At 74.0% G+C, this 24,868-nt stretch carries 21 protein-coding genes, 2 pseudogenes and 2 riboswitches; of the genes and pseudogenes, 7 read left to right on the forward strand and 16 right to left on the reverse strand.

Annotation, left to right across the window (positions count from 1 at the left end; translation table 11 throughout):
- Positions 1-74: 74 nt before the first annotated feature.
- Genes V5O46_RS09270 through V5O46_RS09280 form a run of 3 tightly spaced genes read right to left on the reverse strand, consistent with a single transcriptional unit; the run spans position 75 to position 2,352 of the window.
- Positions 75-893 carry a metal ABC transporter solute-binding protein, Zn/Mn family gene (locus V5O46_RS09270; protein ID WP_332883997.1) on the reverse strand — a complete coding sequence of 273 codons (819 nt, stop codon included), beginning with the start codon at positions 891-893 and terminating at the stop codon, positions 75-77.
- Entirely contained in the window at positions 842-1,720 is an 879-nt protein-coding gene (locus tag V5O46_RS09275) for a metal ABC transporter permease (RefSeq protein WP_332883998.1), read from the reverse strand. Before V5O46_RS09275 ends, V5O46_RS09270 begins: the two co-directional genes overlap by 52 nt.
- Entirely contained in the window at positions 1,717-2,352 is a 636-nt protein-coding gene (locus V5O46_RS09280) for a metal ABC transporter ATP-binding protein (protein ID WP_332883999.1), read from the reverse strand. Before V5O46_RS09280 ends, V5O46_RS09275 begins: the two co-directional genes overlap by 4 nt.
- Positions 2,353-2,475: 123 nt before the next feature.
- Positions 2,476-2,705, forward strand: a riboswitch (cobalamin riboswitch).
- A gap of 164 nt (positions 2,706-2,869) precedes the next feature.
- Between V5O46_RS09280 and metE the strand changes: the two genes are divergently transcribed.
- From metE to thiI, 3 genes and pseudogenes are all read left to right on the forward strand, one after another.
- The gene (gene metE / locus V5O46_RS09285; RefSeq protein ID WP_332884000.1) at positions 2,870-5,188 is read left to right on the forward strand and encodes a 5-methyltetrahydropteroyltriglutamate--homocysteine S-methyltransferase; all 2,319 of its coding nucleotides are present in this window, start codon (positions 2,870-2,872) and stop codon (positions 5,186-5,188) included.
- Positions 5,189-5,261: 73 nt separating this feature from the next.
- A pseudogene (locus V5O46_RS09290) lies at positions 5,262-5,641 on the forward strand (nuclear transport factor 2 family protein); the annotation flags it as partial.
- A gap of 19 nt (positions 5,642-5,660) precedes the next feature.
- The gene (thiI, locus tag V5O46_RS09295; RefSeq protein WP_332884001.1) at positions 5,661-6,911 is read left to right on the forward strand and encodes a tRNA uracil 4-sulfurtransferase ThiI; all 1,251 of its coding nucleotides are present in this window, start codon (positions 5,661-5,663) and stop codon (positions 6,909-6,911) included.
- Between the two features lie 3 nt (positions 6,912-6,914).
- Here thiI and V5O46_RS09300 read toward each other — a convergent pair whose 3' ends face one another.
- Genes V5O46_RS09300 through V5O46_RS09310 form a run of 3 tightly spaced genes read right to left on the reverse strand, consistent with a single transcriptional unit; the run spans position 6,915 to position 10,485 of the window.
- Positions 6,915-8,051: a bifunctional 2-methylcitrate synthase/citrate synthase gene (locus V5O46_RS09300; RefSeq protein WP_332884002.1), complete on the reverse strand. Its 1,137-nt coding sequence runs from the start codon at positions 8,049-8,051 to the stop codon at positions 6,915-6,917.
- Positions 8,052-8,071: 20 nt separating this feature from the next.
- A complete protein-coding gene (prpB, locus tag V5O46_RS09305; protein ID WP_332884003.1) occupies positions 8,072-8,977 on the reverse strand; it encodes a methylisocitrate lyase in 906 nt (301 codons plus the stop codon).
- Positions 8,977-10,485 (reverse strand): MmgE/PrpD family protein, encoded by a 1,509-nt coding sequence (locus tag V5O46_RS09310; RefSeq protein WP_332884004.1) that lies wholly within the window; start codon positions 10,483-10,485, stop codon positions 8,977-8,979. Before V5O46_RS09310 ends, prpB begins: the two co-directional genes overlap by 1 nt.
- 215 nt (positions 10,486-10,700) lie before the next feature.
- Between V5O46_RS09310 and V5O46_RS09315 the strand changes: the two genes are divergently transcribed.
- On the forward strand, positions 10,701-12,143 hold the full coding sequence (locus V5O46_RS09315; RefSeq protein WP_332884005.1) for a short-chain fatty acyl-CoA regulator family protein: 1,443 nt from the start codon (positions 10,701-10,703) through the stop codon (positions 12,141-12,143).
- Positions 12,144-12,316: 173 nt separating this feature from the next.
- Here the strand turns inward: V5O46_RS09315 and V5O46_RS09320 are convergent, their stop codons facing one another.
- The 6 genes from V5O46_RS09320 to V5O46_RS09345 form a co-directional block, all read right to left on the reverse strand.
- Entirely contained in the window at positions 12,317-12,670 is a 354-nt protein-coding gene (locus tag V5O46_RS09320; RefSeq protein ID WP_332884006.1) for a hypothetical protein, read from the reverse strand.
- A 102-nt stretch (positions 12,671-12,772) separates the two neighbouring features.
- Positions 12,773-13,564, reverse strand: a complete 792-nt coding sequence (locus V5O46_RS09325; RefSeq protein WP_332884007.1) for an enoyl-CoA hydratase — start codon at positions 13,562-13,564, stop codon at positions 12,773-12,775.
- Positions 13,561-14,457: a 3-hydroxyisobutyrate dehydrogenase gene (gene mmsB / locus V5O46_RS09330; protein WP_332884008.1), complete on the reverse strand. Its 897-nt coding sequence runs from the start codon at positions 14,455-14,457 to the stop codon at positions 13,561-13,563. Before mmsB ends, V5O46_RS09325 begins: the two co-directional genes overlap by 4 nt.
- Entirely contained in the window at positions 14,454-15,533 is a 1,080-nt protein-coding gene (locus V5O46_RS09335; RefSeq protein WP_332884009.1) for an enoyl-CoA hydratase/isomerase family protein, read from the reverse strand. The genes mmsB and V5O46_RS09335 overlap by 4 nt, the downstream gene beginning before the upstream one ends.
- On the reverse strand, positions 15,530-16,678 hold the full coding sequence (locus tag V5O46_RS09340) for an acyl-CoA dehydrogenase family protein (RefSeq protein WP_332884010.1): 1,149 nt from the start codon (positions 16,676-16,678) through the stop codon (positions 15,530-15,532). The genes V5O46_RS09335 and V5O46_RS09340 overlap by 4 nt, the downstream gene beginning before the upstream one ends.
- A 4-nt stretch (positions 16,679-16,682) precedes the next feature.
- Positions 16,683-18,206 (reverse strand): CoA-acylating methylmalonate-semialdehyde dehydrogenase, encoded by a 1,524-nt coding sequence (locus V5O46_RS09345; RefSeq protein ID WP_332884011.1) that lies wholly within the window; start codon positions 18,204-18,206, stop codon positions 16,683-16,685.
- A 237-nt stretch (positions 18,207-18,443) separates the two neighbouring features.
- Positions 18,444-18,625: riboswitch (cobalamin riboswitch) on the reverse strand.
- A gap of 371 nt (positions 18,626-18,996) precedes the next feature.
- On the opposite strand from V5O46_RS09345, the pseudogene V5O46_RS09355 reads away from it, so the two are divergent.
- Positions 18,997-19,527 (forward strand): annotated as a pseudogene (locus tag V5O46_RS09355) (tRNA (adenosine(37)-N6)-threonylcarbamoyltransferase complex transferase subunit TsaD); the annotation flags it as partial.
- A 105-nt stretch (positions 19,528-19,632) separates the two neighbouring features.
- Here the strand turns inward: V5O46_RS09355 and V5O46_RS09360 are convergent.
- Positions 19,633-20,430 (reverse strand): VOC family protein, encoded by a 798-nt coding sequence (locus V5O46_RS09360; RefSeq protein WP_332884013.1) that lies wholly within the window; start codon positions 20,428-20,430, stop codon positions 19,633-19,635.
- Between the two features lie 262 nt (positions 20,431-20,692).
- Between V5O46_RS09360 and V5O46_RS09365 the strand changes: the two genes are divergently transcribed.
- Entirely contained in the window at positions 20,693-21,151 is a 459-nt protein-coding gene (locus V5O46_RS09365; protein WP_332884014.1) for a cyclic nucleotide-binding domain-containing protein, read from the forward strand.
- On the opposite strand, the gene V5O46_RS09370 is transcribed toward V5O46_RS09365, so the two are convergent.
- The 3 genes from V5O46_RS09370 to V5O46_RS09380 all read right to left on the reverse strand — a co-directional run bounded on the left by V5O46_RS09370 (position 21,143) and on the right by V5O46_RS09380 (position 24,447).
- Complete coding sequence (locus V5O46_RS09370) at positions 21,143-22,915, reverse strand: sensor histidine kinase (RefSeq protein WP_332884015.1); 1,773 nt, start codon at positions 22,913-22,915, stop codon at positions 21,143-21,145. The two genes, V5O46_RS09365 and V5O46_RS09370, sit on opposite strands and share 9 nt — an antisense overlap.
- 143 nt (positions 22,916-23,058) lie before the next feature.
- Positions 23,059-23,760, reverse strand: coding sequence for a response regulator transcription factor (locus tag V5O46_RS09375; protein ID WP_332884016.1), 702 nt, complete (start codon positions 23,758-23,760; stop codon positions 23,059-23,061).
- 111 nt (positions 23,761-23,871) lie between these two features.
- Complete coding sequence (locus tag V5O46_RS09380; protein WP_332884017.1) at positions 23,872-24,447, reverse strand: rhodanese-like domain-containing protein; 576 nt, start codon at positions 24,445-24,447, stop codon at positions 23,872-23,874.
- Between the two features lie 82 nt (positions 24,448-24,529).
- Between V5O46_RS09380 and V5O46_RS09385 the strand changes: the two genes are divergently transcribed.
- Positions 24,530-24,817: a metal-sensitive transcriptional regulator gene (locus tag V5O46_RS09385; protein ID WP_332884018.1), complete on the forward strand. Its 288-nt coding sequence runs from the start codon at positions 24,530-24,532 to the stop codon at positions 24,815-24,817.
- The last annotated feature ends 51 nt before the right edge of the window (positions 24,818-24,868 follow it).

A 24,868-nucleotide genomic window follows, 5' to 3' on the forward strand; every position in this document is an offset into this window, starting at 1 on the left:
GCCGAGGGGCCGCCGGGAGACTCCCGGCGGCCCCTCGGCAACTGGCCCCTCGGCAACTGGCGCGGCGGTTCGGGTCAGGAGGCCAGGGCCTTGGTGATGGCGTCCGCCGCGTCCTGGTAGACGCCCATCAGATCCAGGTCCTCGTCGGGGTAGTTGACGATGCCGACCTGCTCGGCACCGGAGTCGGGCAGCACCTTCCCGGTGGACATGTGCACGTTGTCGAGGACGAAGGCGGGCTTCTTCTTGGCCAGTTCGGACAGCTGCTCGGCGGTGACGGCCTCGGGTCCGTAGGTGCCGCGCACCTCGGCACCGGCCATCTCGGCCGACCAGACGGAGAACACCTGGGCGACCACCGCCGGTGCCGTGCCGCCGGGCCAGGCCTGCTTCAGGTCCTTCTGGAGGGTTGCGTACTCGCTCTCGAAGGACGCGTTCCACCGTGCGGCGGCGTCCTCGGTGCCGAACAGCCCGCCCAGGCGGGTGACCTCGGCGCTCGCCCTGCCGGCGGCGTTGTCGAGGTCGACCTCGACCAGTTCGGCGTCCGACCCGGCGGCCTCCTTGATCTTCGCGGCATACGGCTCGAAGGGCGCGTAGAGCACGAAGTCGGCCTCGGCGACCGCGGCGAGGTCGGAGGGCTTGGGGTCGTAGTCCGGGGCGTGCTGGGCGGAGGACGGGACGATGACGGTCACGTCCTCGGCACCGGCTGCCTTGGCGAAGGCACCCTCCCAGGTGGTGGTGGCGACGACGACCGGGGCGTCGCCGCGCTTCGGGCCGGCCGCGCCCTTGTCCTCGGTCGCGGGCTCGTCCGAGCCGCAGGCGGTGGCGGTGAGGGCGAGCGCCGCGCTCAGTGCGACGAGGGCAGGGACACGGACGGTGCGGACGCGGATGCGCGCCATGAGCTGATTCTCCGTTCGGGGACGAGATGGACGGCCAGGACCACGGCCCCGGCCGTCAGGACGAGCACGGGTCCGGGGGGCCAGTCGAGCTTCAGCGCGACGAGGAACCCGGTGAGGTTCACGACGACGCCGATGCCGACGGCCCAGGCGGTGATGGACTTCAGGGAGGTGCCGAGCCGGCGGGCGGCCAGCGCGGGCAGCAGGGTCAGCGCGTCGACGAGCAGCGCGCCGGTCAGTTTGATGGCCCCGGCCACGGACACCGCGACCAGGACCAGCAGGAGCAGGGTGAGCAGGTCGACGCGGACCCCGGAGGCGAGGGCGACCTCGCGGTCGTGCAGCAGCAGGCCCAGGTCCCGGCGCCGCCACCAGAACAGCCCCGGTACGACGACGGCGAGCGCGCCCAGCAGCCACAGGTCGGCCGTGCCGACGGACAGGATGGAGCCCCAGAGCAGGGCGAACGCGCCCTGTGCGTTGACGCCGGACACCGCCAGCACCAGCAGGGCGGCGGCGATCGCCAGACTCATCAGCAGGCCCATCGCGCCGGACAGGCCGTCCGGGGTGCGGGCCAGCGGCGCCACGCCGGCGCCCGCGAGGGCACAGGCGACCAGGGCGCACAGCATCGGGTCCAGGCCGGTCAGCAGCCCGACGGCGATGCCCAGCAGCGCGACGTGCATCATCGCGAACCGCACCGGCATGATGTCCAGCCCGACGATCACCACTCCGACGACGGGCAGTCCGACCGCGGCCAGCAGCAGGGCGGCCCCGGCCCGCTGCACGGGCAGGAGCTGGAGGAGCTCCGCGACGTCGGCGGCGAGGTGGACGGTCACCGCGCCTCCCTGATCCGTCCGGCTGCCATCTCCAGCACCCGGTCGCAGCGGTCGGCGAGCGCCCGGTCGTGGGTGACGACGACCACCGTCACCGGAAGGGACAGCAGCACGTCGGCGGCCTCCTCCTGCCCGGCGAAGTCGAGCGCGGCCGTGGGCTCGTCGGCCAGCAGCACCCCCGCCCCGGCGGCGACGCAGCCGACCGCACGGGCCAGGTACATGCGCTGCAGCTGCCCGCCGGACAGGGTGTGCAGCGGACGCCCGGTCAGGGAACCGACGCCGAGCCGGTCCGCGGCCTCCACGGCCGGTGCGGAAGCGCCGGAGCTGGCCAGCAGCTCGCTCGCGAGCAGCGGGAACCGGCCCGCGGCGGGCTTCTGCGGGATCCAGGCGCAGGCCCGGCGCCGCCACGCCCACTCGGCCGGTGTCGCGGTGCCCCGGCCGCCGACCAGGATCTGTCCGCCGGCCCGGCGGTGCAGGCCCAGCACGGCGCGGACGAGCGTGGTCTTGCCCGATCCGTTGGTGCCGGTCAGCGCCACCCGCTCGCCCGCGGTGACGTCCAGGTCCACTCCGCGGACGGCCTCGACCCGGCCGTGCCGGCAGGCGACGTCGCGCATCCGGACTTCCAGCCCGTTCATCACACCTCCCGTTCGTCTGATGAGAGCAGTCGGGGCGGAAGGGCGATGGGTTCCCGGCCGGCGGTGTCCCACTTCGCCTTCCGGATTCTGGACGCGGTCCGGCGCGCCGGCGGAACTGCCCGTAGTCTGTGCGGTGCAGCTGGTTCGCCCCGTCCGCCAGGCGGGATGCGTCGCAAGAGGGAACCCGGTGGGAATCCGGGACTGCCCCGCAGCGGTGAGCGGGAACGACCGCCGTCATACGCACTGGGCCCGAGGTACGGGGCCTGGGAAGCGACGGCCAGTAGGTGTTCGCGTCGATGGACGGCGCTGACGTGCCCGCGAGTCCGAAGACCTGCCATCTGCCCGCGCGCGAACCACTCGGGCGCGGACATCCCGGTGACCTCGAGGGCGGGTCGGCGAACACACCAGGCGGAGGAGCGCGCTTGCCGCGCACGGTCGTCCCGCCGGGTCCGTCGTCCCTTCGCGCTCTCGTCCCGTCCCCGGGATCTCAGGGATTCATCTCGCGAAGGAGATCTCCGTGACAGCGAAGTCCGCAGCCGCGGCAGCACGGGCCACCGTGTACGGCTACCCCCGCCAGGGCCGGAACCGGGAACTGAAGAAGGCGGTCGAGGGCTACTGGAAGGGCCGGACCGCCGCCTCCGACCTGCACGCCACCGCCGCCGAACTGCGCCGCACCAACTGGCAGCAGCTCGCCGGGGCCGGCCTCGACGAGGTCCCGACCGGCGACTTCTCGTACTACGACCATGTCCTCGACACCAGCGTGATGGTCGGCGCGATCCCCGAGCGGCACCGGGCCGCCGTCGAGGCGGACGCCCTGGACGGGTACTTCGCCATGGCCCGCGGCACCCAGGACGTGGCGCCGCTGGAGATGACGAAGTGGTTCGACACCAACTACCACTACCTCGTCCCGGAACTGGGCCCGGACACGGTGTTCACGGCGGACCCGGCCAAGCAGGTCGCCGAGCTGAAGGAGGCCCTGGCACTCGGCCTGACGGCCCGCCCGGTCCTCGTCGGACCCGTCACCTATCTCCTGCTGGCCAAGCCCGCGCCCGGCGTGGCCGCGGACTTCGACCCGCTGACCCTGCTGGACCGGCTGCTCCCGGTGTACGCGGAGGTGCTCGCCGACCTCCGCGCGGCCGGCGCCGAGTGGGTGCAGCTGGACGAGCCCGCCCTGGTCCAGGACCGCACCCCGGCCGAGCTCAACGCCGCCGAGCGCGCCTACCGCGACCTCGGCCGGCTCACCGACCGGCCGAAGCTGCTGGTCGCCTCCTACTTCGACCGGCTCGGCGATGCGCTGCCGGTGCTCGCCAAGGCGCCGGTGGACGGGCTCGCGCTGGACTTCACCGAGGCCGCCGCCGCCAACCTGGACGCGCTCGCCGCGGTCGGCGGGCTGCCGGGCAAGCGGCTGGTCGCCGGTGTCGTCAACGGCCGCAACATCTGGGTCAACGACCTGGGCGCGTCCCTGACCACGCTGGGCACCCTGCTGGGGCTGGCCGACCGGGTGGACGTGTCGGCGTCCTGCTCGCTTCTGCACGTCCCGCTCGACGCCGCGACGGAACGGGACATCGAGCCGCAGATCCTGCGCTGGCTGGCCTTCGCCCGGCAGAAGACCGCCGAGATCGTCACCCTCGCCAAGGGCCTGGCCCGCGGCACCGACGCCATCGGCGCCGAACTCGCCGCCAACCGGGCCGACCTGGCCTCCCGGGCCAGCTCCCCGATCACCCACGACCCCGCCGTGCGCGCCCGCACCGCCGCCGTCACCGAGGCCGACGCCCGCCGCTCCCAGCCGTACGCGGAGCGCACCGCCGCCCAGCGCGCCCACCTCGGGCTGCCGCTGCTGCCGACCACCACGATCGGCTCCTTCCCGCAGACCGGCGAACTGCGCACCGCCCGGGCGGACCTGCGCACCGGCCGTATCGACGCGGCCGGCTACGAGGAGCGGATCAGGGCCGAGATCCAGGAGGTGATCTCCTTCCAGGAGAAGGCCGGCCTGGACGTCCTGGTGCACGGCGAGCCCGAGCGCAACGACATGGTGCAGTACTTCGCCGAGCAGCTCACCGGCTATCTGGCCACCCAGCACGGCTGGGTGCAGTCCTACGGCACCCGCTACGTCCGCCCGCCGATCCTGGCCGGTGACATCTCCCGCCCCGAGCCGATGACGGTGCGCTGGACGAGGTACGCCCAGTCGCTGTCCGACCGTCCGGTCAAGGGCATGCTGACCGGCCCGGTCACCATGCTCGCCTGGTCCTTCGTCCGCGACGACCAGCCGCTCGGGGACACCGCACGCCAGGTCGCCCTCGCCCTGCGCGACGAGGTCGGCGATCTGGAGGAGGCCGGCACCTCGGTCATCCAGGTCGACGAGCCGGCCCTGCGCGAGACCCTGCCGCTGCGCGCCGCGGACCGGCCGGCGTACCTGACGTGGGCGACGGAGGCGTTCCGGCTCACCACGGCCGGGGTCCGCCCCGACACCCAGATCCACACGCACATGTGCTACGCCGAGTTCGGCGACATCGTGCAGGCCATCGACGACCTGGACGCCGATGTGATCAGCCTGGAGGCGGCCCGTTCCCATATGCAGGTCGCCCGCGAGCTGGCCGCCCACGGCTACCCGCGCGAGGCCGGCCCCGGCGTGTACGACATCCACTCCCCGCGCGTCCCGAGCGCCGAGGAGGCCGCCGAGCTGCTGCGCACCGGCCTGAGGGCGATCCCCGCCGAGCGGCTGTGGGTCAACCCGGACTGCGGTCTGAAGACCCGCGCCTGGCCGGAGACCCGGGCCTCCCTGGAGAACCTGGTCACCGCGGCCCGCACGGTCCGCGGGGAGCTGCCCGCCTCCTGACCGCCCGTGCGGGACCGGGCCGGGACGCCATGAGCGTCCCGGCCCGCCCCGCCGGCTCCGGCCCGCCCCCCGGGACGGGGTCTGGGAGTGGCCCGGGGGCGGCCGACGGATCGAGGGGCGGGACGCGCTGCGGGAGTACTCCGGGGCGCGGCCCGCGGACCGGCTCTCGCGTCGTGTCTGCTCGAATATCCTGGTCACTGTCACTTCGGCGTCGGCCGCGCGGGCCGTCACCTGCTTCACCACGTACCGCGTGGACCGTCATACCGGCGGCATGGTGCCGCCGAGGCCCCCGGTGCAGGTGGAGCGCTACGGCACTACACGGCTGCGTTCCGCAAGGTCGACGGTGAGTGGCGGATGGCCGTGCGCCGGGTGTTCCTGGCCTTCGCCGGGCCGACCGAGCGGCTGGGTGCGGCCGGCGCCGCAGGGGCGCAGCCCACGCCGACGGGGAGCTGACGGACCTGGGAGGGTTCACATGACCGACACCACCACCGGCGCCCCCTGTGTGCTGCTCAAGCACGGCGAGGTGTTCCTCAAGGGGCGCAACCGCAGCCGGTTCACCGAGCGCCTGCACGACAATCTGCGCGTCGCCCTGCGCGGGGTCGGCGGCTCGACCTGGATCAAGACCGCCCAGAACGTCACCGTGCTGGGCGGGCAGGTTCCGCAGGAGGTGCTGGTGGACCGGGCCCGCCGGGTGATCGGCTTCAACTCCGTGGAGCCCGCCGTCCGGGTGCCCAGCACTCTGGACGAGATCACCCGCGCGGCCGTGGAGGCGCTGCGCTCGGTGGCGGCCGAACGGCCGGGGTGCGGGTTCGCCGTCCGGGTGAAGCGCCGCGACAAGCAGTTCCCGCTGAAGTCGTCGGCGATGGAGGTGCGCCTCGGGGCGCGGATCCTTGCGGCCGTGCCGGGGCTTCGCGTGGACCTCGGCTCCCCCGATGTGACCCTGGCCGTGGAGATCGACCGCAGGGAGACGTATCTGTCCTGGGACCGGCTGCCGGGGCTGAGCGGGCTGCCGACCGGGTCGAGCGGGCGGGCGCTGGTGCTGCTGTCCGGCGGCTACGACTCGCCGGTGGCCGCCCACCGGGCCATGCGGCGCGGCCTGGCCTGCGACTTCGTGCACTTCAACGGCGCCCCGTACACCAACCCCTCGTCGGTGTACAAGGCGTATGCGCTGGCCCGGGAGCTCAACCGGTACCAGCCGCCGGGCGCGCTCCATGTGATCGCGCTGGGCCGGGCGCAGAAGCAGCTCGCGGTGGCGGGCGCGGGGCGGCTGCAGGTGGTGGCGCAGCGGCGGCTGATGGTCCGTGCGGCCTCCGTGCTGGCGGCCCGGACGGGTGCGGAGGCGCTGGTGACGGGCGACAGCCTGGGGCAGGTGGCGAGCCAGACACTGGCCAACATCGCCGCCGTCGACGAGGCGTCCGCGCTGCCGGTGCTGCGCCCGCTGATCGGCTGGGAGAAGCAGGAGATCATCGACGAGGCGCGGCGGATCGGCACGGCGGACATCTCGGTGCTGCCGGACGAGGACTGCTGTCAGCTGCTGGCCCCGCCGCGGGTCTCCACCCGCGCCGGGCTGCCGCATCTGCAGGCGGTGGAGAAGCGCCTCGACCTGGACGAGGTGATCACGGCGCTGCTGGACAAGGTCCAGGTGATGCACCCCGGGGACGAGGCCGAGGTCCCGGCGGCGACAGCCGCGGAGTGCGCGGTGCCGCCTGCCGGGGTGAGGTGAGCACTACTCGGGTGCCGGCACCGGTCGCTGCCGCGGGCCGTCGTAGGAGGCCAGCGGACGGATCAGGGCGTTGTGCGCGAGCTGCTCGGTGATGTGGGCGGTCCAGCCGGTGATGCGGCTCATCACGAACAGCGGTGTGAAGGCGGGCGTGTCGAAGCCCATCAGGTGGTAGGCGAGGCCCGCCGGATAGTCCAGGTTCGGGTGGATGCCCTTGCGGTTCAGCATCGCCTCGCGCAGGGCTGCGTGGAGCGTCGCCTTGCGGGTCACCCCGGGGTCGGCGGCGCGGGCCACCAGGCGGTCCAGGGCGTCCTGCATGATCGGGACACGAGAGTCGCCGTGCCGGTAGACGCGGTGGCCGAAACCCATGATCTTCCGCTTGGCGGCCAGCGCCCCGTCCAGCCACTCCTCGGCCCGGCCGGGGTCGCCGATCTCGTCCAGCATGTGCATCACCGCTTCGTTCGCGCCGCCGTGCAGGGGGCCCTTGAGGGCGCCGACGGCGGCGGTGACCGCGCTGTAGAGGTCGGAGAGGGTGGAGGTGACCACGCGCGCGGTGAACGTCGAGGCGTTGAAGCTGTGCTCGGCGTAGAGCACGAGGGAGATCTCGAAGCAGCGGACCGTCTCCGGGTCCGGGACGCTGCCGAAGCACATGTGGAAGAAGTTCTCGGCGTAGCCCAGGCCGGGGTCGGGCGGGATCGGGGCGAGGCCGCGGCGGCGGCGCTGGTCGGCGGCGACGACGGTGGGCAGTCTGGCCAGCAGGGTCAGCGACTTGGCGCGGTGGGCGGCGGGGCTGCCGTCGTCCTCGGTGGGGTCCTCGGCGCCGAAGAGGCTGACGGCGGTGCGCAGCACGTCCATGGGGTGGCAGGTCTCGGGGAGCCGGGCCAGCAGTTCGGAGGTGGTGCGGTCCAGGGGGCGCAGGGCGCGTTCGCGGGCGCGGAAGTCGCGAAGCCGGGCCGGGTCGGGGAGTTCGCCGTACCAGAGGAGGTGGGCGACCTCCTCGAAGGAGCGGCGGGCGGCCAGGTCCTGCACCGGATAGCCGCGGTAGGTGAGGGAGTTGGTCTCCTGGATGACGGTGGAGATGCGGGTGGTGTCGGCGACGACACCGGCGAGGCCGCGGTGGACCTCGGGTGCGGTGGTGGTCATGGGTGCCTGCCTTCGGTGGGTCAGGTGCCGGGCGGGAGGGTGAAGTCGTGGACGGCCGAGTCGAAGGCCGTGTAGTCCGCGTAGCCGAGGAGCTCGTAGAGCCGGGAGCGGGTCTGCATGCGGGGCAGCAGGGCTGCCTGGGTGCCGTCGGCGGCGAGGGTGCGCAGGCCGTCCTCGACCGCGCCCATGGCCAGGCGGAGCAGGGTTACCGGGTACAGGGCGATGTCGTAGCCGAGGTTCTCCAGCGCGCGGGCGTCGAGCAGGGGGCCCTTGCCGAACTCGGTCATGTTGGCGAGCAGCGGGACGGGCACGGCCTTGCGGAACGCCTCGAACTCGGCCTCGTCGGCGAGGGCCTCGGGGAAGACCGCGTCGGCGCCCGCGTCGACGTACGCCTTCGCCCGGTCGATCGCGGCGGCCAGGCCCTCGACCGCGCGGGCGTCGGTGCGGGCCGTCAGCAGGAAGTCCGGGTCGCGGCGGGCGTCCACGGCGGCCCGTACCCGGCGGGTCATCTCCTCGCGCGGCACGACCGCCTTGCCGTCCAGGTGGCCGCAGCGCTTGGGGTTGACCTGGTCCTCCAGGTGCAGGCCGGCCAGGCCCGCGTCCTCCATCAGCTGGACGGTCCGGGCGGCGTTCATCGGTTCGCCGAATCCGGTGTCGGCGTCGACGAGGACCGGCAGATCGGTGACCCGGGCGGTCTGCTGGGCGCGGGCGGCGATCTCGGTGGACGTGGTCAGACCGATGTCGGGCAGGCCCAGGTCGGCGGCGAGGACCGCGCCGGAGAGGTAGGCGGCCTCGAAGCCGGTGTCCTGGATCAGCCGGGCCGACAGCGGGTTGAGGGCGCCGGGCATGGTGAGCAGACGGCTCTCCGCGAGCCGTTCCCGCAGGGCCCGGCGGCGCTGGGACGGTGTGGTGCGGGTGTGCAGCATCAGAACAGGCCCTTCGGCAGGCGCGCGTCGTACGCGGCGGCGGCCTCGCTGTCGGTGGCCGGGAACAGTCCGTCCAGATCGGCGCCGGTCAGCTCGGCGAGATGCTCGGCGGCGGCCAGGAACCGGTCCTGTTCGGCCGGGGCGACGACGTCCTCGGCGAGGGTGCGGAACTTGGCCGCGTAGGCGGGGCGGTCGAAGGGGCGGGCGCCCGCCGGGTGGGCGTCGGCGACGGCCAGCTCGTCCTCGATCACCGAACCGTCGTCCAGGGTGATCACCGCCCGTCCGCCGAAGGCCCGGCGCTCGGGGTCGGGGTCGTGGTAGCGGCGGGTCCAGGCCGGGTCCTCGACCGTGCTGATCTTCCGCCACAGCTCCACGGTCTCCGGGCGGCGGGCGCGCTCGGGGGCGTAGGACCGCTCGTGGTGCCAGGTTCCGTCCTCCAGGGCGACCGCGAAGATGTACGGCACCGAGTGGTCGAGGGTCTCGCGGCTGGCCGTGGGGTCGTACTTCTGCGGGTCGTTGGCGCCGGAGCCGATGACGTGGTGGGTGTGGTGGCTGGTGTGCAGGACGATCGAGCGGACACCCTGCAGCGGGCCGGCCTTCTCGCGCAGCCGCCGGGCCAGGTCGATGATCGCCTGGGCCTGGTACTCGGCGGAGTGTTCCTTGGTGTAGGTGTCGAGGATCGCGCGGCGCGGCTCGCCGGGCCCGGGGAGCCGGACCGTGTAGTCGGACCCGGGGCCGTCGAGCATCCAGGCCAGGAAGCCGTCCTCGCCCTCGTAGATCGGCGACGGGGAGGTCTCGCCGCGCATGGCCCGGTCCACCGCCTCGATCGCCGCCTTCCCGGCGAAGGCGGGGGCGTACGCCTTCCAGCTGGAGATCTCGCCCTTGCGGGACTGGCGGGTGGCGGTGGTGGTGTGCACGGCCTGCTGGATCGCCTGGTACACGGTCTCCGTCGGCAGCCGCAGCAGCGCGCCCAGGCCGCCGGCGGCGGCGGCGCTCAGATGGGCCACGTGGTCGATGCGGTGCGCGTGCAGGCAGATGCCCTTGACCAGGGCGACGTGGATCTCGTAGCCGGCGACGATGCCGCGCAGCAGGTCGGCGCCCGTGCGGCCGGTGTGCTGGGCCACCGCGAGCAGCGGCGGGATGTTGTCACCGGGGTGGGAGTAGTCGGCGGCGAGATAGGTGTCGTGGAAGTCCAGCTCGCGTACCGCGGTGCCGTTGGCCCAGGCGGCCCACTCGGGGGAGACCCGGGCGTGGGCGCCGAAGACCGAGGCACCGGGACCCGCCGCGCGGTGGGCGGTGGCCTGGGCGCGGGCGACGGCGACCGGGCGGCGCAGCAGGGAGGCGACGGCGACGGAGGCGTTGTCGATGACGCGGTTGACGGCCATCGCGGCGCTGTCGGCGTCCAGTTCCTCGGTGGCGGTGGCCACGGACGCCAGCTTCCAGGCGAGCTGGTCCTCGCGCGGAAGCCGGTCGGCGCTGGGGTGGACACGGACGTGGTGCTCGATCACGGGACTCCTCGGTGCGGTGTCGGCGGGTCCTGGCGGTGCTGGCGTGATCGAGACTGCCCTTGCTCCGGCCGCCGGGCCAGCGCTCCCCGGTGCGGAATCGGTACAGCCCCGAGCGGCGAATCTGCGAAAGCTGCGAATTCTGCGGATGATATTTTCGCAAGTGTGTCGCCGTCGCGGTCACTGCGTGCGCGGCACGGCTCACGAGGAGGTGGGACATGGCCCGGCGAGCGGCGGCCCGCAAGATCTACGCCCATGCCAGGCTGCGCAGGCTGCGCCGCGAGCACGGGATGAACCAGGTCGACATGGCCCGCGCCCTCGGCATCTCCACCAGCTACGCCAACCAGATCGAGCAGAGTCTGCGTCCGCTGACGGCTCCGGTGCTGCTGCGGATCGCCGAGGTGTTCGGCGTCGACGCGGAGTTCTTCTCGGAGGCGGACGAGGACCGGCTCGCGGCCGATCTGCGGGCCGCGCTCGCGGACGAGGCCTGCGGGGTGCCGCTGCCCGCCGGGGAGGAGATCGCCGAGGCCGCCCGCGACCATCCGGAGGTGGCCCGCGCGCTGGTGGCGCTGCACCGCCGCTACCGCGACGCCGCCGAGCAGGCCGCCGCCCTCGGCTCACCGGCCACCGGCGGCGGGCTGCTGCCCCCGGGAGAGCCGCACGACGAGGTACGGGACTTCTTCTACGCCCACCACAACCACTTCGAGCCGCTGGACACCGAGGCCGAGCACACGGCCGGGGCGCTGGGGCTGCGGCCGGGCCGGGCCGCCGACCCGCTGGTGGCCCGGCTCGCCGAGCGGCACGGGGTGCGGGTGGTGCAGGCCGCGCCGGGCCGGGCCGCCGACGCCCGGCGGTACGACGCCGACACCGGGCTGCTGTTCCTCTCCCCCTGGCTCGGCGACGGCCGGCGGGCCTTCCAGCTCGCCACCCAGCTGGGCCTGCTGGAGCACGGCCCGCTGCTCGACACGCTCTCCGACGGCGCCACGGAACTGACGTCACCGGAGTCGCGGGCCCTGGCCCGCATCGGCCTCGCGAACTACTTCGCGGGCGCGGTGCTGATGCCGTACACCGCCTTCCATGCGGCGGCCGAGGAGGTGCGCTACGACATCGAGCTGCTGTCCGCGCGGTTCGGCGTCGGCTTCGAGACGGTCTGCCACCGGCTGAGCACCCTGCAGCGCACCGGACGCCGCGGCGTGCCCTTCTCCTTCCTGCGGGTCGACCGGGCCGGGAACATCTCGAAGCGGCAGTCGGCGACCGACTTCCACTTCTCCCGGCTGGGCGGCACCTGCCCGCTGTGGACGGTGTACGAGGCGTTCTCCGCGCCGGGGCGGATCCTGACGCAGGTGGCCGAGATGCCGGACGGCAAGCGGTACTTCTGGATCGCGCGCACCATCACCCGGGGCGGCTACGGGCGGCACGCCCCGCGCGCCGAGTTCGCCGTCGCGCTCGGCTGCGAGCTGCGGCATGCGCACCGGCTGGTCTACGCGGAGGGCGTCGCACTGGACGATCCGCGCGCGGCGACACCGATCGGGCTGGGCTGCCGGATCTGCGAGCGGCGCGACTGCGCCCAGCGGGCCCGGCCCCCGGCGGGCGGGCGGCTGGCGATCGACCCGGACCGGCGCACCCATGTGCCGTACCCGGTGGAGAGCGGCGGCCGGTGACGACAGCGGTCGGTCGGGGCGACGGGCGGTCCCAGGGCAGCGGGTTGAGGGCGACGGCCAGGGCAGCGAGTGGAGAGCCACAGCCAGCCAGGGCCGCGACCGGGGTGGAGGGCAACGGCCAGCCAGGGCCGCGACCGGGGTGGAGGGCGACGGCCGGTCAGGGCGGCAGGCGGTCAGGGGGCCTGCTCGCGGTGGCGGCGCAGCAGCACCGCTATCGCCCGGCGCAGGGAGTCCGCGTCTCTCTCCCCCACCGCAGCCGCGCCACCGGCCTCCGGTGCGGGACCCTCCGTGCGCTCCGCGCCCGCGGACTGCCCGGGGCGGGCGTCCGCGGGAGCCGCGACCAGGTCCTCCAGGTCGCGCAGCAGCCGCTCGGTCCGGCGCATCCGCTCGGACAGGATCCGCACCCGGGCGCTCTGACCGCCTGTCTGGCGGCGGCTCGCGACCAGTTGCTCGTACTCCGCGACCGTCAGGGCGACCGCCTCCCGGCCCCCTAAGGTGATGCGCCGCGGCTGGGGGTGTCCGGCCACTCGGTCCTCCGCTCGCCGTCCGGGTGTCCTCCACAGAACGTGCGAGGGCGGCCGGATGGTTCCGCGGGCCGCCCTCGCACCGTCCGTGCACCGTCCGTCGCGTCAGCGGTGCCGGAACTCCGGCGCGCGCTTGTCGACGAAGGCGCCCATGCCCTCCTTCTGGTCCGTGGTGGCGAACACCGCGTGGAACAGACGGCGTTCGAAGCGGACGCCCTCGGCGAGCGTGGTCTCGAACGCCCGGCCGACGGCCTCCTTGGCCATCATCGCCACCGGCAGCGACATACCGGCGACCGTGTCGGCCACGGCCAGCGCCTCCCCGAGCAGCTCGTCCGCCGGTACCACCCGGGAGACCAGTCCGGCGCGCTCGGCCTCGGCGGCGTCCATGGTGCGCCCGGTCAGGCACAGCTCCATGGCCTTGGCCTTGCCGACCGCCCGGGTCAGCCGCTGGGAGCCGCCGATGCCGGGGATGACACCGAGCTTGATCTCCGGCTGGCCGAAGACAGCGGTGTCGGAGGCGAGCAGGATGTCGCAGAGCATGGCCAGTTCGCAGCCGCCGCCGAGCGCGTAGCCGGAGACGGCCGCGACGGTCGGGGTGCGCAGCTGCCCGAGCCGGTCCCAGGCCGCGAACCAGTCGGCGAGGTACATGTCCATGTAGTCGTGGGGTCGCATCTCCCTGATGTCGGCCCCGGCCGCGAACGCCTTCTCCGAGCCCGTGATCACGATGCAGCCGCACTCCGGGTCCCGGTCGAGGGCCTCCGTGGCGGCCACGACCTCGTGCATGACCGTGAGGTTCAGCGCGTTGAGCGCCCTGGGCCGGTCGAGGGTGACCAGGGCGGTGCGGCCCTTGCGCTCGACGCGGATCGTCTCGTACGCGCCGTTCGGTTCCGTGGTCATGTCCGGTCTCCGTTCGCGTCCCTGATGGTCCGTACGATGCCGGAGAAGTCCTCCGTGTCACCGGCGCGTTCGGCATAGGCCGCGTACAGCTCGGCGGCGCGCAGGCCGAGTTCCGCATGGACGCCGCCCTCGCGGAGCGCGTTGGCGGCCAGCCCCAGGTCCTTGGCCATGAGGGAGGCGGCGAACCCCGGGCGGTAGTCGCGGTTGGCGGGGCTGGCCGGCACCGGTCCGGGGACGGGGCAGTTGACGCTGAGCGCCCAGCACTGGCCGGACGCCGTCGAGGCCACGTCGTAGAGGGCCTGGTGGGACAGACCGAGGCGCTCACCGAGGACGAACGCCTCGCTGACGGCGATCATGGAGACGCCGAGGATCATGTTGTTGCAGATCTTGGCGGCCTGACCGGCGCCCGCCCCGCCGCAGTGGACGGCCTTCTTTCCCATGGCCTCCAGCAGCGGGCGGGCCTCGGCGTACTCCGCCTCTCCCCCGCCCGCCATGAAGGTCAGCGTGGCGGCCTCGGCGCCGACCACCCCGCCGGAGACGGGGGCGTCCAGGGCGCGCATCCCGGCGGTGGCCGCCCGCTCGTGGGCGGTGCGGGCGTCGGCGACGTCGATGGTGGAGCAGTCGACGAAGAGGGTGCCGGGACGGGCGGCGGCGAGGATCTCGTCGTACAGGCCGAGGACATGGTGCCCGGCGGGCAGCATGGTCACCACCAGGCCGGCCCCGGCGACGGCCGCGGCCGCGGAGGCCGCGGGTTCCACCCCGGCCTCGGCGGCCGTCCCCACGGCGGATTCGACCAGGTCGTGGCCGAGGACGCGATGGCCGGCCCTGACCAGGTTCGCGGCCATGGGGCCGCCCATGTGTCCGAGTCCGATGAACGCGACGGTCCTGCTCACCAGGCCACCTCCGCGGCGGTGTCGGGTCCGGCGGCGAGCCCGAGTTCACGCTCGCCGAGGGGGGAGAAGAAGCGCTCGACGTCGGTGTCGGTGACCTCCACGAGAGTGGCGGGCGACCAGCGCGGGGAACGGTCCTTGTCGATGACCTGGGCGCGGATGCCCTCCACCAGGTCGGGGGTGGTCAGGGTGGCGCAGGAGACCCGGTACTCCTGATCGAGCACCCGCTCCAGCGGGCCGAGTCGGCGGGCCCGGCGCAGCGCGGCCAGGGTGACCTTGAGCGCGGTCGGCGACTTGGCGAGCAGGGTCTCGGCGGCCTCTTTGGCGGCCGGGTCGCCGTGGGCGAGCAGCCGCTGCACGATCTCCTCGACCGTGTCGGCGGCGTAGCAGGCGTCGATCCACTCCCGCCGCCCGGCCAGTTCGCCCGGGGGCGGCGGCTGCACATGGCGGGCGAGCACGTCCCGTACCGGAAGCCGGGCGAGGTCCGCCACCAGCTCCCCCAGCACGGCGGACGGCACATGGTGGTCGGCCAGTCCGCACAGCAGGGCGTCCCCGGCCCCGGCCTGCGTCCCCGTCAGGGCGAGGTGGGTGCCGAGTTCGCCGGGGGCGAGGGCGAGCAGGTAGGTGCCGCCGACGTCCGGGACGAAGCCGATGCCGGTCTCGGGCATGGCGATCCGGGAGCGCTCGGTGACGATGCGGACGCTGCCGTGCGCGGAGACGCCCACGCCGCCGCCCATCACGATGCCGTCCATGACGGCGACGTAGGGCTTGGGGTAGCGGGCGATGCGGGCGTTGAGGTGGTACTCGTCGCGCCAGAAGGCGGCCGAGGCCGTGCCGTCGCCGTCGCGGGTGTCGTCGTGGATGGTGCGGATGTCGCCGCCCGCGCACAGGCCCCGCTCCCCCGCGCCGGTGAGGACGACGGTCTCGACGGCCGGGTCGTGCTCCCAGGCGGTGAGCGCCTCGTCGATGCGGCGGACCATGGGGTGGGTGAGGGCGTTGAGGGCCTTCGGGCGGTTGAGGACGAGGTGTCCGGCGCGCCCCTCGGTGCGCACCAGCACAGGGTCGTCGGCGGGGGTCATCCGAACGCCTCCGTCAGGCCGCGGGCCACGATGACGCGCATGATCTCGTTGGTTCCTTCCAGGATCTGATGGACCCGCAGGTCGCGGACGATCTTCTCGATGCCGTACTCGCTGAGATAGCCGTAGCCGCCGTGGAGCTGCAGCGCCCGGTCGGCCACGGCGTACCCGGTGTCGGTGGCGAACCGTTTCGCCATCGCGCACAGGTACGGCGCCTGCGGATCCCCGGCGTCCAGCGCCCGTGCCGCCTGCCGGACCAGGGCGCGGGCGGCGGCCAGTTCGGTCGCCATGTCGGCGAGACGGAAGCGCAGCGCCTCGGCGTCCAGCAGCCGGCGGCCGAAGGCCTCCCGGTCGGCGAGGTGGGCGAGACTGCGGTCCAGGGCGCTGCGGGCGCCGCCGAGGGAGCAGGCGGCGATGCCGAGCCGGCCGCCGTTCAGCCCGTTCATGGCGATGCGGAAGCCCTGGCCCTCGCGGCCGAGGAGCCGGTCGGCGGAGAGCGGGACGTCCTCCAGGAAGACCTGCCGGGTGGGCTGGGCGTTCCAGCCCATCTTCCGCTCGTTCGGGCCGAACGAGACGCCGGGGTCGTCCTTCTCGACGACGAACGCGGAGACGCCGTCGGCGCCCTCGGCGCCGGTGCGGGCCATCACCACGTACAGCTGGGAGGCGCCCGCGCCGGAGATGAACTGCTTGACGCCGGTGAGCCGCCAGCCGTCCCCGTCGCGGACCGCGCGGGTGGTCAGGGCGGCGGCGTCGGAGCCGGCACCCGGTTCGGTCAGGCAGTAGCTGGCGAGGTCCTCCATCGCGCACAGCCGCGGCAGCCGGCGCTCACGCTGCTGCGCGTCGCCGTAGTGGTCGATCATCCAGGCGACCATGTTGTGGATGGAGAGGTAGCCGGCGATGGACGGGCAGCCGGAGGCGAGGGTCTCGAAGACGAGGACGCCGTCGGCGCGGGTCAGCCCCGAACCGCCGGACTCCTCGCGGACGTAGACGCCGCCGAGGCCGAGTCCCGCGGCCTTGCGCAGCACGTCGACGGGGAAGTGCTTGTCGCGGTCCCAGTCGAGGGCGTGCGGGGCGAGGTGGTCCTGGGCGAAGTCGAGGGTGGTCTCGACGAGGGCCTGCTGGTCCTCGGTGAGCAGGGTGCTGGTCATGGCGTCACCGCATGGTGGGGATCGTGAAGCTGGCGCCCTCGCGCTGGCCCGCCGGCCAGCGTGAGGTGACGGTCTTCGTCCGGGTGTAGAAGCGGATCGCGTCGGGTCCGTGCTGGTTGAGGTCGCCGAAGCCGGAGCGCTTCCAGCCGCCGAAGGTGTGGTAGGCGACCGGCACCGGGATGGGCACGTTGACGCCGACCATGCCGGTGTTCACCCGCCGGGTGAAGTCGCGGGCGGTGTCGCCGTCGCGGGTGAAGATCGCCACGCCGTTGCCGTAGAGGTGCTCGCTGGGCAGGCGCAGGGCCTCCTCGTAGTCGGCTGCGCGGACCACCGACAGCACGGGCCCGAAGATCTCCTCCCGGTAGATGCGCATCGCCGGGGTGACCCGGTCGAAGAGGCTGGCTCCGGCGAAGAAGCCGCCCTCGTGGCCGGGCAGGGTGAAGTCCCGGCCGTCGACGACGAGTTCGGCGCCCTCCGCGACGCCGAGGCCGACGTAGGAGCGGACCCGGTCGAGCGCGTCCCGGCCGACCAGCGGTCCGAAGTCGGCCTCGGGGTCGTCACTGCGGCCGATCCGCAGCCCGGCGATGCGCTCCTTCAGGCGGGCCACCAGGGCGTCGGCGGTCTGCTCGCCGACCGGGACGGCCACCGAGATCGCCATGCAGCGCTCGCCGGCGGAGCCGTAGCCCGCGCCGATCAGGGCGTCCGCGGCCTGGTCGAGATCGGCGTCCGGCATCACGATCATGTGGTTCTTGGCGCCGCCGAAGCACTGGGCGCGCTTGCCGTGGGCGGCGGCGGTGGCGTAGACGTGCGCGGCCACGGGGGTGGAGCCGACGAAGCCGAGGGCGGCGACACGGGGGTCCTCCAGCAGGGTGTCGACGGCCTCCCGGTCACCGTGGACGACGTTGAGGACGCCCGGGGGCAGCCCGGCCTCCAGGAAGAGTTCGGCGAGCCGCAGCGGAACCGACGGGTCGCGCTCCGAAGGCTTGAGGACGAAGGCGTTTCCGCAGGCGAGTGCCGGGGCGGCCTTCCAGAGGGGGATCATCGCGGGGAAGTTGAAGGGGGTGATGCCGGCCACCACGCCGAGCGGTGCGCGCAGCGAGTGCACGTCGATGCCGGTGCCGGCGTTGTCGGTGAACTCGCCCTTGAGCAGATGCGGGATGCCGGCGGCGAACTCCACCACCTCCAGGCCCCGCTGGATGTCCCCGTGGGCGTCGGCGACGGTCTTGCCGTGCTCGGCGGAGAGCAGCCGGGCCAGCGTGTCCTTCTCCTGCTCGACGAGGTGCAGGAAGCGCATGAGGACCCGGGCGCGGCGCTGCGGGTTGAAGTCGGCCCAGGCGGGCTGGGCATGCTCGGCGTCGGCGATCGCCGCCTCGGTCTCGGCGCGGCTCGCCAGCGGGACGCGGGCCTGGACCTCGCCGGTGTTGGGGTCGTGGACGTCGCCGAAGGACCCCGAGGTTCCCGGGGTGTGCTTGCCGCCGACGAAGTGGGTGAGTTCGCGCACGGTGGCGCGGTCGGACTCGCGGGCCATGGGTGCCTGCTCTCGTCAGGTGATCCGGGGACGGCGCGCGGCCGGACCCGGCGCACGCGGTGACATGGGTGCGTGCGCGGGCGGGGGGCTGCGCGAGATCGCGTACGGCGGGGTGCCGTCAGGTCGTGACGGCCGGGTGCGGACGGACGTCCGGGTGGGGCGCGGGCCGGGTCACGGGCCGGACGGGGTCGTGGATGCGCACCGGTGCCATGCGTGTCAGCTCCATCCTCGTGGACAACACGGAACGATCCCGCGGCCGGTATCCTGACTTCCGGATCTGCGCGCGCCGTCCGCCTTCCCGACCTTCCATCTGGTCAGTGGCGTGCTGCTCGACGGCGTACTCCCCGGTCACAGTGGCGGGACCGTGCCGGATTCACACCGGCTTCCCTGCACCGCGGGCCTTGGCCACGACTATATAGTTGGACGTCCTAGTAAATCCAGCCCCGGCGGTCGCGGGGTCGCCGGCCCCTCGCACCCGGACTCGGACCCGGACCCGGACCCGGCAGGGGCCCGGAGTCGGCCGCCGCCCCACCGGCTCGGGCGTCCGCGGTGCGCGCGGCGCGGCGGAGCGCACCGGGGCGCGGAAGCGGGCGCGGCAGGCGGCGCGCCGGAAGGTGGTCCGCTCGTGCTGGTCCTCGCCGGCCGGGTCTCCGGCCCCGGCTTCGGCTTACCCCGGGCTGCACATCCCTGTCGGCGGGTCCGGTGGCGGCTGCGGTGGCGGTCCGGTGCCGGGTGTCGGCGGGCGGTCCTGGAGTCGCGGCATGCGCGTCGTCTCCCTGCTGCCCGCCGCGACCGACATCGCCGCCGAGCTCGGCCTGTCCGCGCGGCTGGTCGGCCGCACCCACGAGTGCGACTGGCCGCCGGGTCGTACGACTTCTCGTTCTCCGGGCTGAAGACGGCCGCCGCGCGCTGGGCGGAAGGGCACTCCGGCGCGGACCTGCCGGTGGCAGACGGCGCCGCGTCGCTGCAGGAGGCGACCGCCGACGTGCTGACCCGCAAGGCGGTGGCCGCCCGCCGGGAGCACGGCGTCGGCACGCTGGTCGTGGTCGGCGGGGTGGCGGCCAACTCCCGGGTACGTGCGCTGGCCGAGCAGCGGTGCCGGGCCGCGGGGATCGTCCTGCGCGTTCCCCCGCCACGGCTGTGCACCGACAACGGCGCCATGATCGCGGCCGTCGGCGACCTGCTCGTACGCGCGGCCGTCGGCGACCTGCTCGTACGCGCGGGCGCCGGGCCCGCACCGCTCGAACTGCCGGTCGACCCGTCGGCACCCCTGGAGTACGCGGCGCTGCATCCGGTGGCGGCCCTGTCGGGCGCTGTGTGACCGCCCCGATCCGCAGGCCGCCGCGGGACCGGGTGCGCGGCGGACGGCACAGGGGCCGTGCGGCGCCCTGCCGGATCCCCGGGAGGAGTCCGGCTCTGCCGGGGCTCAGTTCGGACTGGGCTTGAGCACCACGAAGTCCGCCCCGGCGGGGTCGACGCAGACGGCGAGCCGGCCGACGCCCTCCATGTCCTCCGGCCCCATCTGGACGGTGCCGCCCTTCTCGCCGGCCCTGGCGACCGCGGCGTCGCAGTCGGTGACGGCGAAGACCGGATGCCAGTAGGGCCGTCCGTCGGTCAGCGCGAGGTCCTCCGGGCGCATCCCCATCATGCCGCCGTGCATCCGCTCCTCGGGCAGACCGGCGGGCGTGACGAGAGTGTAGGTGCCCTCGCCGCCCGGCATCTCCATGTCGCTGTACTGCCAGCCGAAGACCGAGCCGTAGAACTCCTTCGCCGCCGCGGCGTCGGTGGTCATCAACTCGGTCCAGCTCAGCGAACCTGGCTGGTCGGCCAGTTCGAAGCCGTTGGTCCTCCCCGGCTGCCACACCGCGAACTGGCCCCCGAGCGGATCGCTGTACTGGGCCATCCGCCCCCAGTCGTCCAGATCTCTCGGCGCGACCCGCACCGTGCCGCCCCCGCGCTGCACGCTCCGGGTCGTGGCGTCCGCGTCGGTGACGGTGTAGTAGACCATCCAGGCCGAGCGGGCGCCCTCCTCCGTGAGCTTGCCCAGTCCGGCGACGATCTTCCCGTCCTTCCGGAACATTCCCCCCTCCGGGGCGTCCCCCTCCCCCATGGGCTCGAACTCCCAGCCGAGCACCGTGCCGTAGAAGTCGGCGGCCGCCCGGACGTCCGGGGCGCCGAGGTCGAGCCAGCAGGGCGAGCCGGGGGCGAAATCAGTGGTGATCACGGCGATTCCCTTCGCAGATCCTGTCCGTCCCAGCGTGGCACCCGCCACTGGCACCCGCCCGCCGGTCGGGGCGTCCGGGTGCCGGGCCGCGCCGGCAGGGCCGGTCGGGCCACGGACGGGGCCGAGTGGCCCGTGGTGTGCCGTGGCGCACGGCTTCAGGGTGAGATCAGCGGTCCTCGAGGACTGGAGACCGCAACGGCACGCACCACCGGGCCGGCCGGACTCGCCGGGCGGTGCCCCGGAGACACGGAAGGAGCTTGAGATGACGTCCACCACCACGCTGGCCGCGGGGCTTCCGCCCGCTCACCGCGAGCGTCTGATGAAGGCCGCCCGCGAGGTGTCCTTCGACGGCGGAGCACGGCTGTTCGAAGAGGACCGGAGGGCCGACCGGTTCTGGATCGTCCGCACCGGCACCGTCATCCTCGACCTGCGGGTGCCGGGCCGTCGGGCCCCGGTCATCGAGTCGCTCGGCCCCGGCGAACTGGTCGGCTGGTCCTGGCACTTCCCGCCCCACCTGTGGCATCTGGGCGCCGAGGCGATGAGCCCGGTCCGTGCCTGGGAGTTCGACGCGGACGTGGTGCGGGACATGTGTGCGCAGAACGCGGAGTTCGGCCGTGCCGTGGGGGTCTGGGTCGGGAGCGTGGTCGCCCATCGGCTGCATGTGGCCCGGATCCGGCTGCTGGACCTGTACGCCCCCTACGGCAGCGGGAGCCTACGGTGAGTTCACCGTCCCGCCCGCGCCCTCGGTCCGCCCCACCGGCGCCCACCACACCAGACGGGTGCCGCCGCCCTCGGGGTGCTGCAGTTCCATGTCCCCGCCGAGCGTGCGGGCGCGTTCCCGGAGATTGCGCAGGCCGCTGCGGCGGCCCCCGGGCGCGATACCCACGCCGTTGTCGGTGACCGTGAGACGCACCTCCCTGCCGTCGGTCTCGAGGACCACCTCGGCGCGGTCGGCGCGGGCGTGCCGCGCGACGTTGGTGAGCGACTCGGACAGCACGGCCGTCACGTGGTCGACGGTCTCCCCGGGCACGTACGTGTCGAGCAGCCCTTCCATCCGGACGCCCGGTGCGAAGCCCAGGACGGGCGCGGCCTCGCCGATCGTCCGCACCGCCCGGGACCGCAGCCCGGGAGCCGCGTCGTCGTCCCGGGAGCGCAGGCCGAAGATCGTCGACCTGATGATCCTGATGGTCTCGTCGAGGTCCCCCACCGCCCGCTGCACCCGCTCCCCGGCCCCCTCGTGGTCGATGAAGCGGCCGGCGCTCCGGAGCGTCATCCCCGTGGCGAACAGCCGCTGGATCGCCAGGTCGTGCAGGTCCCGGGCGATCCGGTCGCGGTCCTCCAGCAGAGCGATCTGCTCGGCGTCCTGACGGCGTTCCGCCAGCTCCAGGGCGACCGCGGCCTGCGCGGCGAAGACCTGCAGGGACTCCGTCTCCTGCCCGGTGAACGCGCTGTGGCCCGCCTCGCGGACCAGCAGGACCACGCCGCGGACCCGGTCGCCCGCACCGATCGGGAAGGCGACGGCCGGTCCGAGGCCGGCGAAGCGGGGCGGGCCGGCCGGGATCCGTTCGTCGCGGGACACGTCCGGGCTGCCCACCGGCTCCCCGCGGGCGTACGCCTGGCCGACGAGGGTCCCCTCGACGGGCAGGACCGTGCCGCGCAGCCTCTCGGCCTCCCGGCCGATCGCCAGGTCCAGCGCGAGCGTGTCGGTGCCCCGCACCGGCAGGGCCACCACGCCGAGAGCCGCGGCCGTGATCTCCCGGGCCCGCTCGGCGATCAGCCGCAGTACGTCGCCCTGTGCGGCGCCGGACATCAGGGTGTGGGTGATCTCCGCGTCGACCTGCAGCCAGCGCTCGCGCAGCCGGGACTCCTCGTACAGCCGGGCGTTGTCGATCGCCACTCCGGCCGCGACGGCCAGCGTCGCCAGCACCGACTCGTCGTCCTCGTCGAACTGCTGCCCGCCGCGCTTCTCGGTCAGGTACAGATTGCCGAAGACCTGGTCGCGCACCCGGATGGGGACGCCGAGGAAGGTGTGCATCGGCGGGTGGTGGGCCGGGAAGCCGTACGAGGAGGGATGGTCGGAGAGCTTCGCCAGCCGCAACGGCTCGGGGTTGCGGATCAGTTCGCCGAGGATGCCGTGGCCCTCGGGGAGGTGGCCGATGCGTGCGATCTGCCGCTCGTCGACGCCCACCGTGTGGAAGGCGGACAGTCGTCCGCCGTCCGGGCCGATCACGCCGAGCGCGGCGTACTCCGCGTCGACCAGGGCCGCCGCGGCCTCCACGATGCTGCGCAGTGCCTGCTCGAGATCGAGCTCGCGGCCGACCGACAGCACAGCCTCCAGCAGGCTGTGCACCCGGTCCCGGGTCCCGCGCGCCGCGTCCAGGCGGGCCTGGAGCTCCTCCAGCAGCTCGTCGAGCCGCAGCTGCGGGAGGCGCACCCGGGCCTCCCTGGCCTCCCTGGCCGCCCTGGCCCCTTCGGAGCTTGCCACCGCTGATCCTCCCTGCCCCGCGGACCGTCCGACGGCCGTGCCGCGCTGTTGTCACGGTATCGGCTGAGCAGGTCGGGCGAAGTCCGCTGCGGTTCGGCAGCGCCCTGAAGGGGCGCGGGGAGGGCGCGGCGGCGCCCGCGAGCTCAGTGCCCGGTGGAGCGCGTCCGGTCCTGTGCCCGGGTGGCGACGACGGCGGCCTGGACGCGCCGTTCCACGCCCAGTTTGGCCAGCAGTCGGGAGATGTGGTTCTTCACCGTCTTCTCCGCGAGGTAGAGCCGCTGACCGATCTGGCGGTTGGTGAGGCCCTCGCCGATCAGGGCGAGGATGTCCCTCTCCCGCGGGGTCAGACCGGGCAGGGCACCCGCTTCCTCCTCCGGCGGGCCGCCGCGCAGCCGCGCCATCAGCTTCGCCGTGGCGCTCGGGTCGAGCAGCGACTGTCCGCGGGCCACCGTGCGCACGGCCGAGACCAGATCCGAGCCCTCGATCTGCTTCAGCACGTAGCCGGCCGCGCCGGCCATGATCGAGTCGAGCAGTGCCTCCTCGTCGTCGAACGAGGTGAGCATCAGGCAGGCCAGCTCGGGCATCCGGCCGCGCAGCTCCCGGCACACGGTCACGCCGTCGCCGTCCGGCAGCCGTACGTCCAGTACCGCCACGTCCGGGCGCAGGGCGGGGACGCGTACCAGGGCCTGCTCCGCGGTGGCCGCCTCGCCGACCACGGTGATGTCCGGCTCGTCGTCCAGCAGGTCGTGGACCCCGCGCCGGACGACCGCGTGGTCGTCCAGGAGGAAGACCCTGGTCACGGTCATGGTCACGGTCTCGGGACCGGCGTGCTCGCTGTCCGCCATCGCTCGCTCCCCAGGAGGCGTCCGGTGTGTGTCTGTGCCCTTGCCGGCAGTCTTCCCTCGACCGGGACCAAGGACCAGGGCCGGTCGGCCCTGTTTCCGCGTGGCTGTCCGTCAGCGGCCGCGCAGTGCGGCGAGCGTTTCGTCGAGGTCGGCGGCCGTCGGCCGGTTGCGGGGCAGCCGGGCGAGGACGGCTGCCATGCCGCACGTGCCGGTCACCGCCGAGAGAACCAGGCCGGCGGCGATGGCGGCGGACAGCAGTCGGAGAGCCGGATGCACCTGGGCGCCGAGCAGCAGCCCGAGCAGGACGATCGCGCCCGCGGTGAAGCGCACCTGGCGCTCCGTTCCCCAGCCGGTGCGGACGGCGCCCCGCGGCCGGTGCAGTACGTGGCCGTCGGCCGCCCAGGCGCCGGTGCCGCCGGAGAGGGTGGCGGCGGCGATGCCGTTCTCGGCGAGGAGCCGGCAGGCGCTGTCCGAGCGGGCTCCCGAGGCGCAGACGACCAGGACGCCGCCGCGGTCGGCGGCGTGGCGGATGTCCGGCAGGGCGCGGCGGATCCGGTCGAGCGGGATGTTGAGCGCGCCGGGGAGGTGGCCCGCGGCGTACTCCCCGGGTGTGCGCACGTCGACGACGGTGAGCTCGTGCAGGCGGCTGTGTGCCTCGTCGGTTCCGAGTGCCGTGGGGTCGGTCATGTCCGACGTCATCCTTGGGTGTCGACGGTGTCCCCCAACCGGGCGGTATAGTACCCCTGGGGGTATTCCGGAAGGAGTTGCGGTGGAGCTTGATCTGGCGGGAGCCGAGCTGAAGGCGGTCCTGAACCGGCTGCGCCGCGCGCAGGGGCAGATCTCCGGGGTGATCCGGATGATCGAGGAGGGCCGGGACTGCGAGGAGGTGGTCACCCAGCTCGCCGCCGCGTCCCGGGCGCTGGACCGGGCGGGTTTCGCGATCATCGCGACCGGGCTGCAGCAGTGCCTGACCGACGTCGAGGACGGCCGCGGTTCCGGCGAGGACCGCGAGGAGATGCGCGGTCGCCTGGAGAAGCTCTTCCTCTCCCTGGCCTGAGCCCCTGGGCCGTCCCGGGTCTCCCGCCCGGCCCGGGCTCCCCGGCTCGCC

Source organism: Streptomyces poriticola (assembly GCF_036689765.1).
Lineage (GTDB): Bacteria > Actinomycetota > Actinomycetes > Streptomycetales > Streptomycetaceae > Streptomyces > Streptomyces poriticola.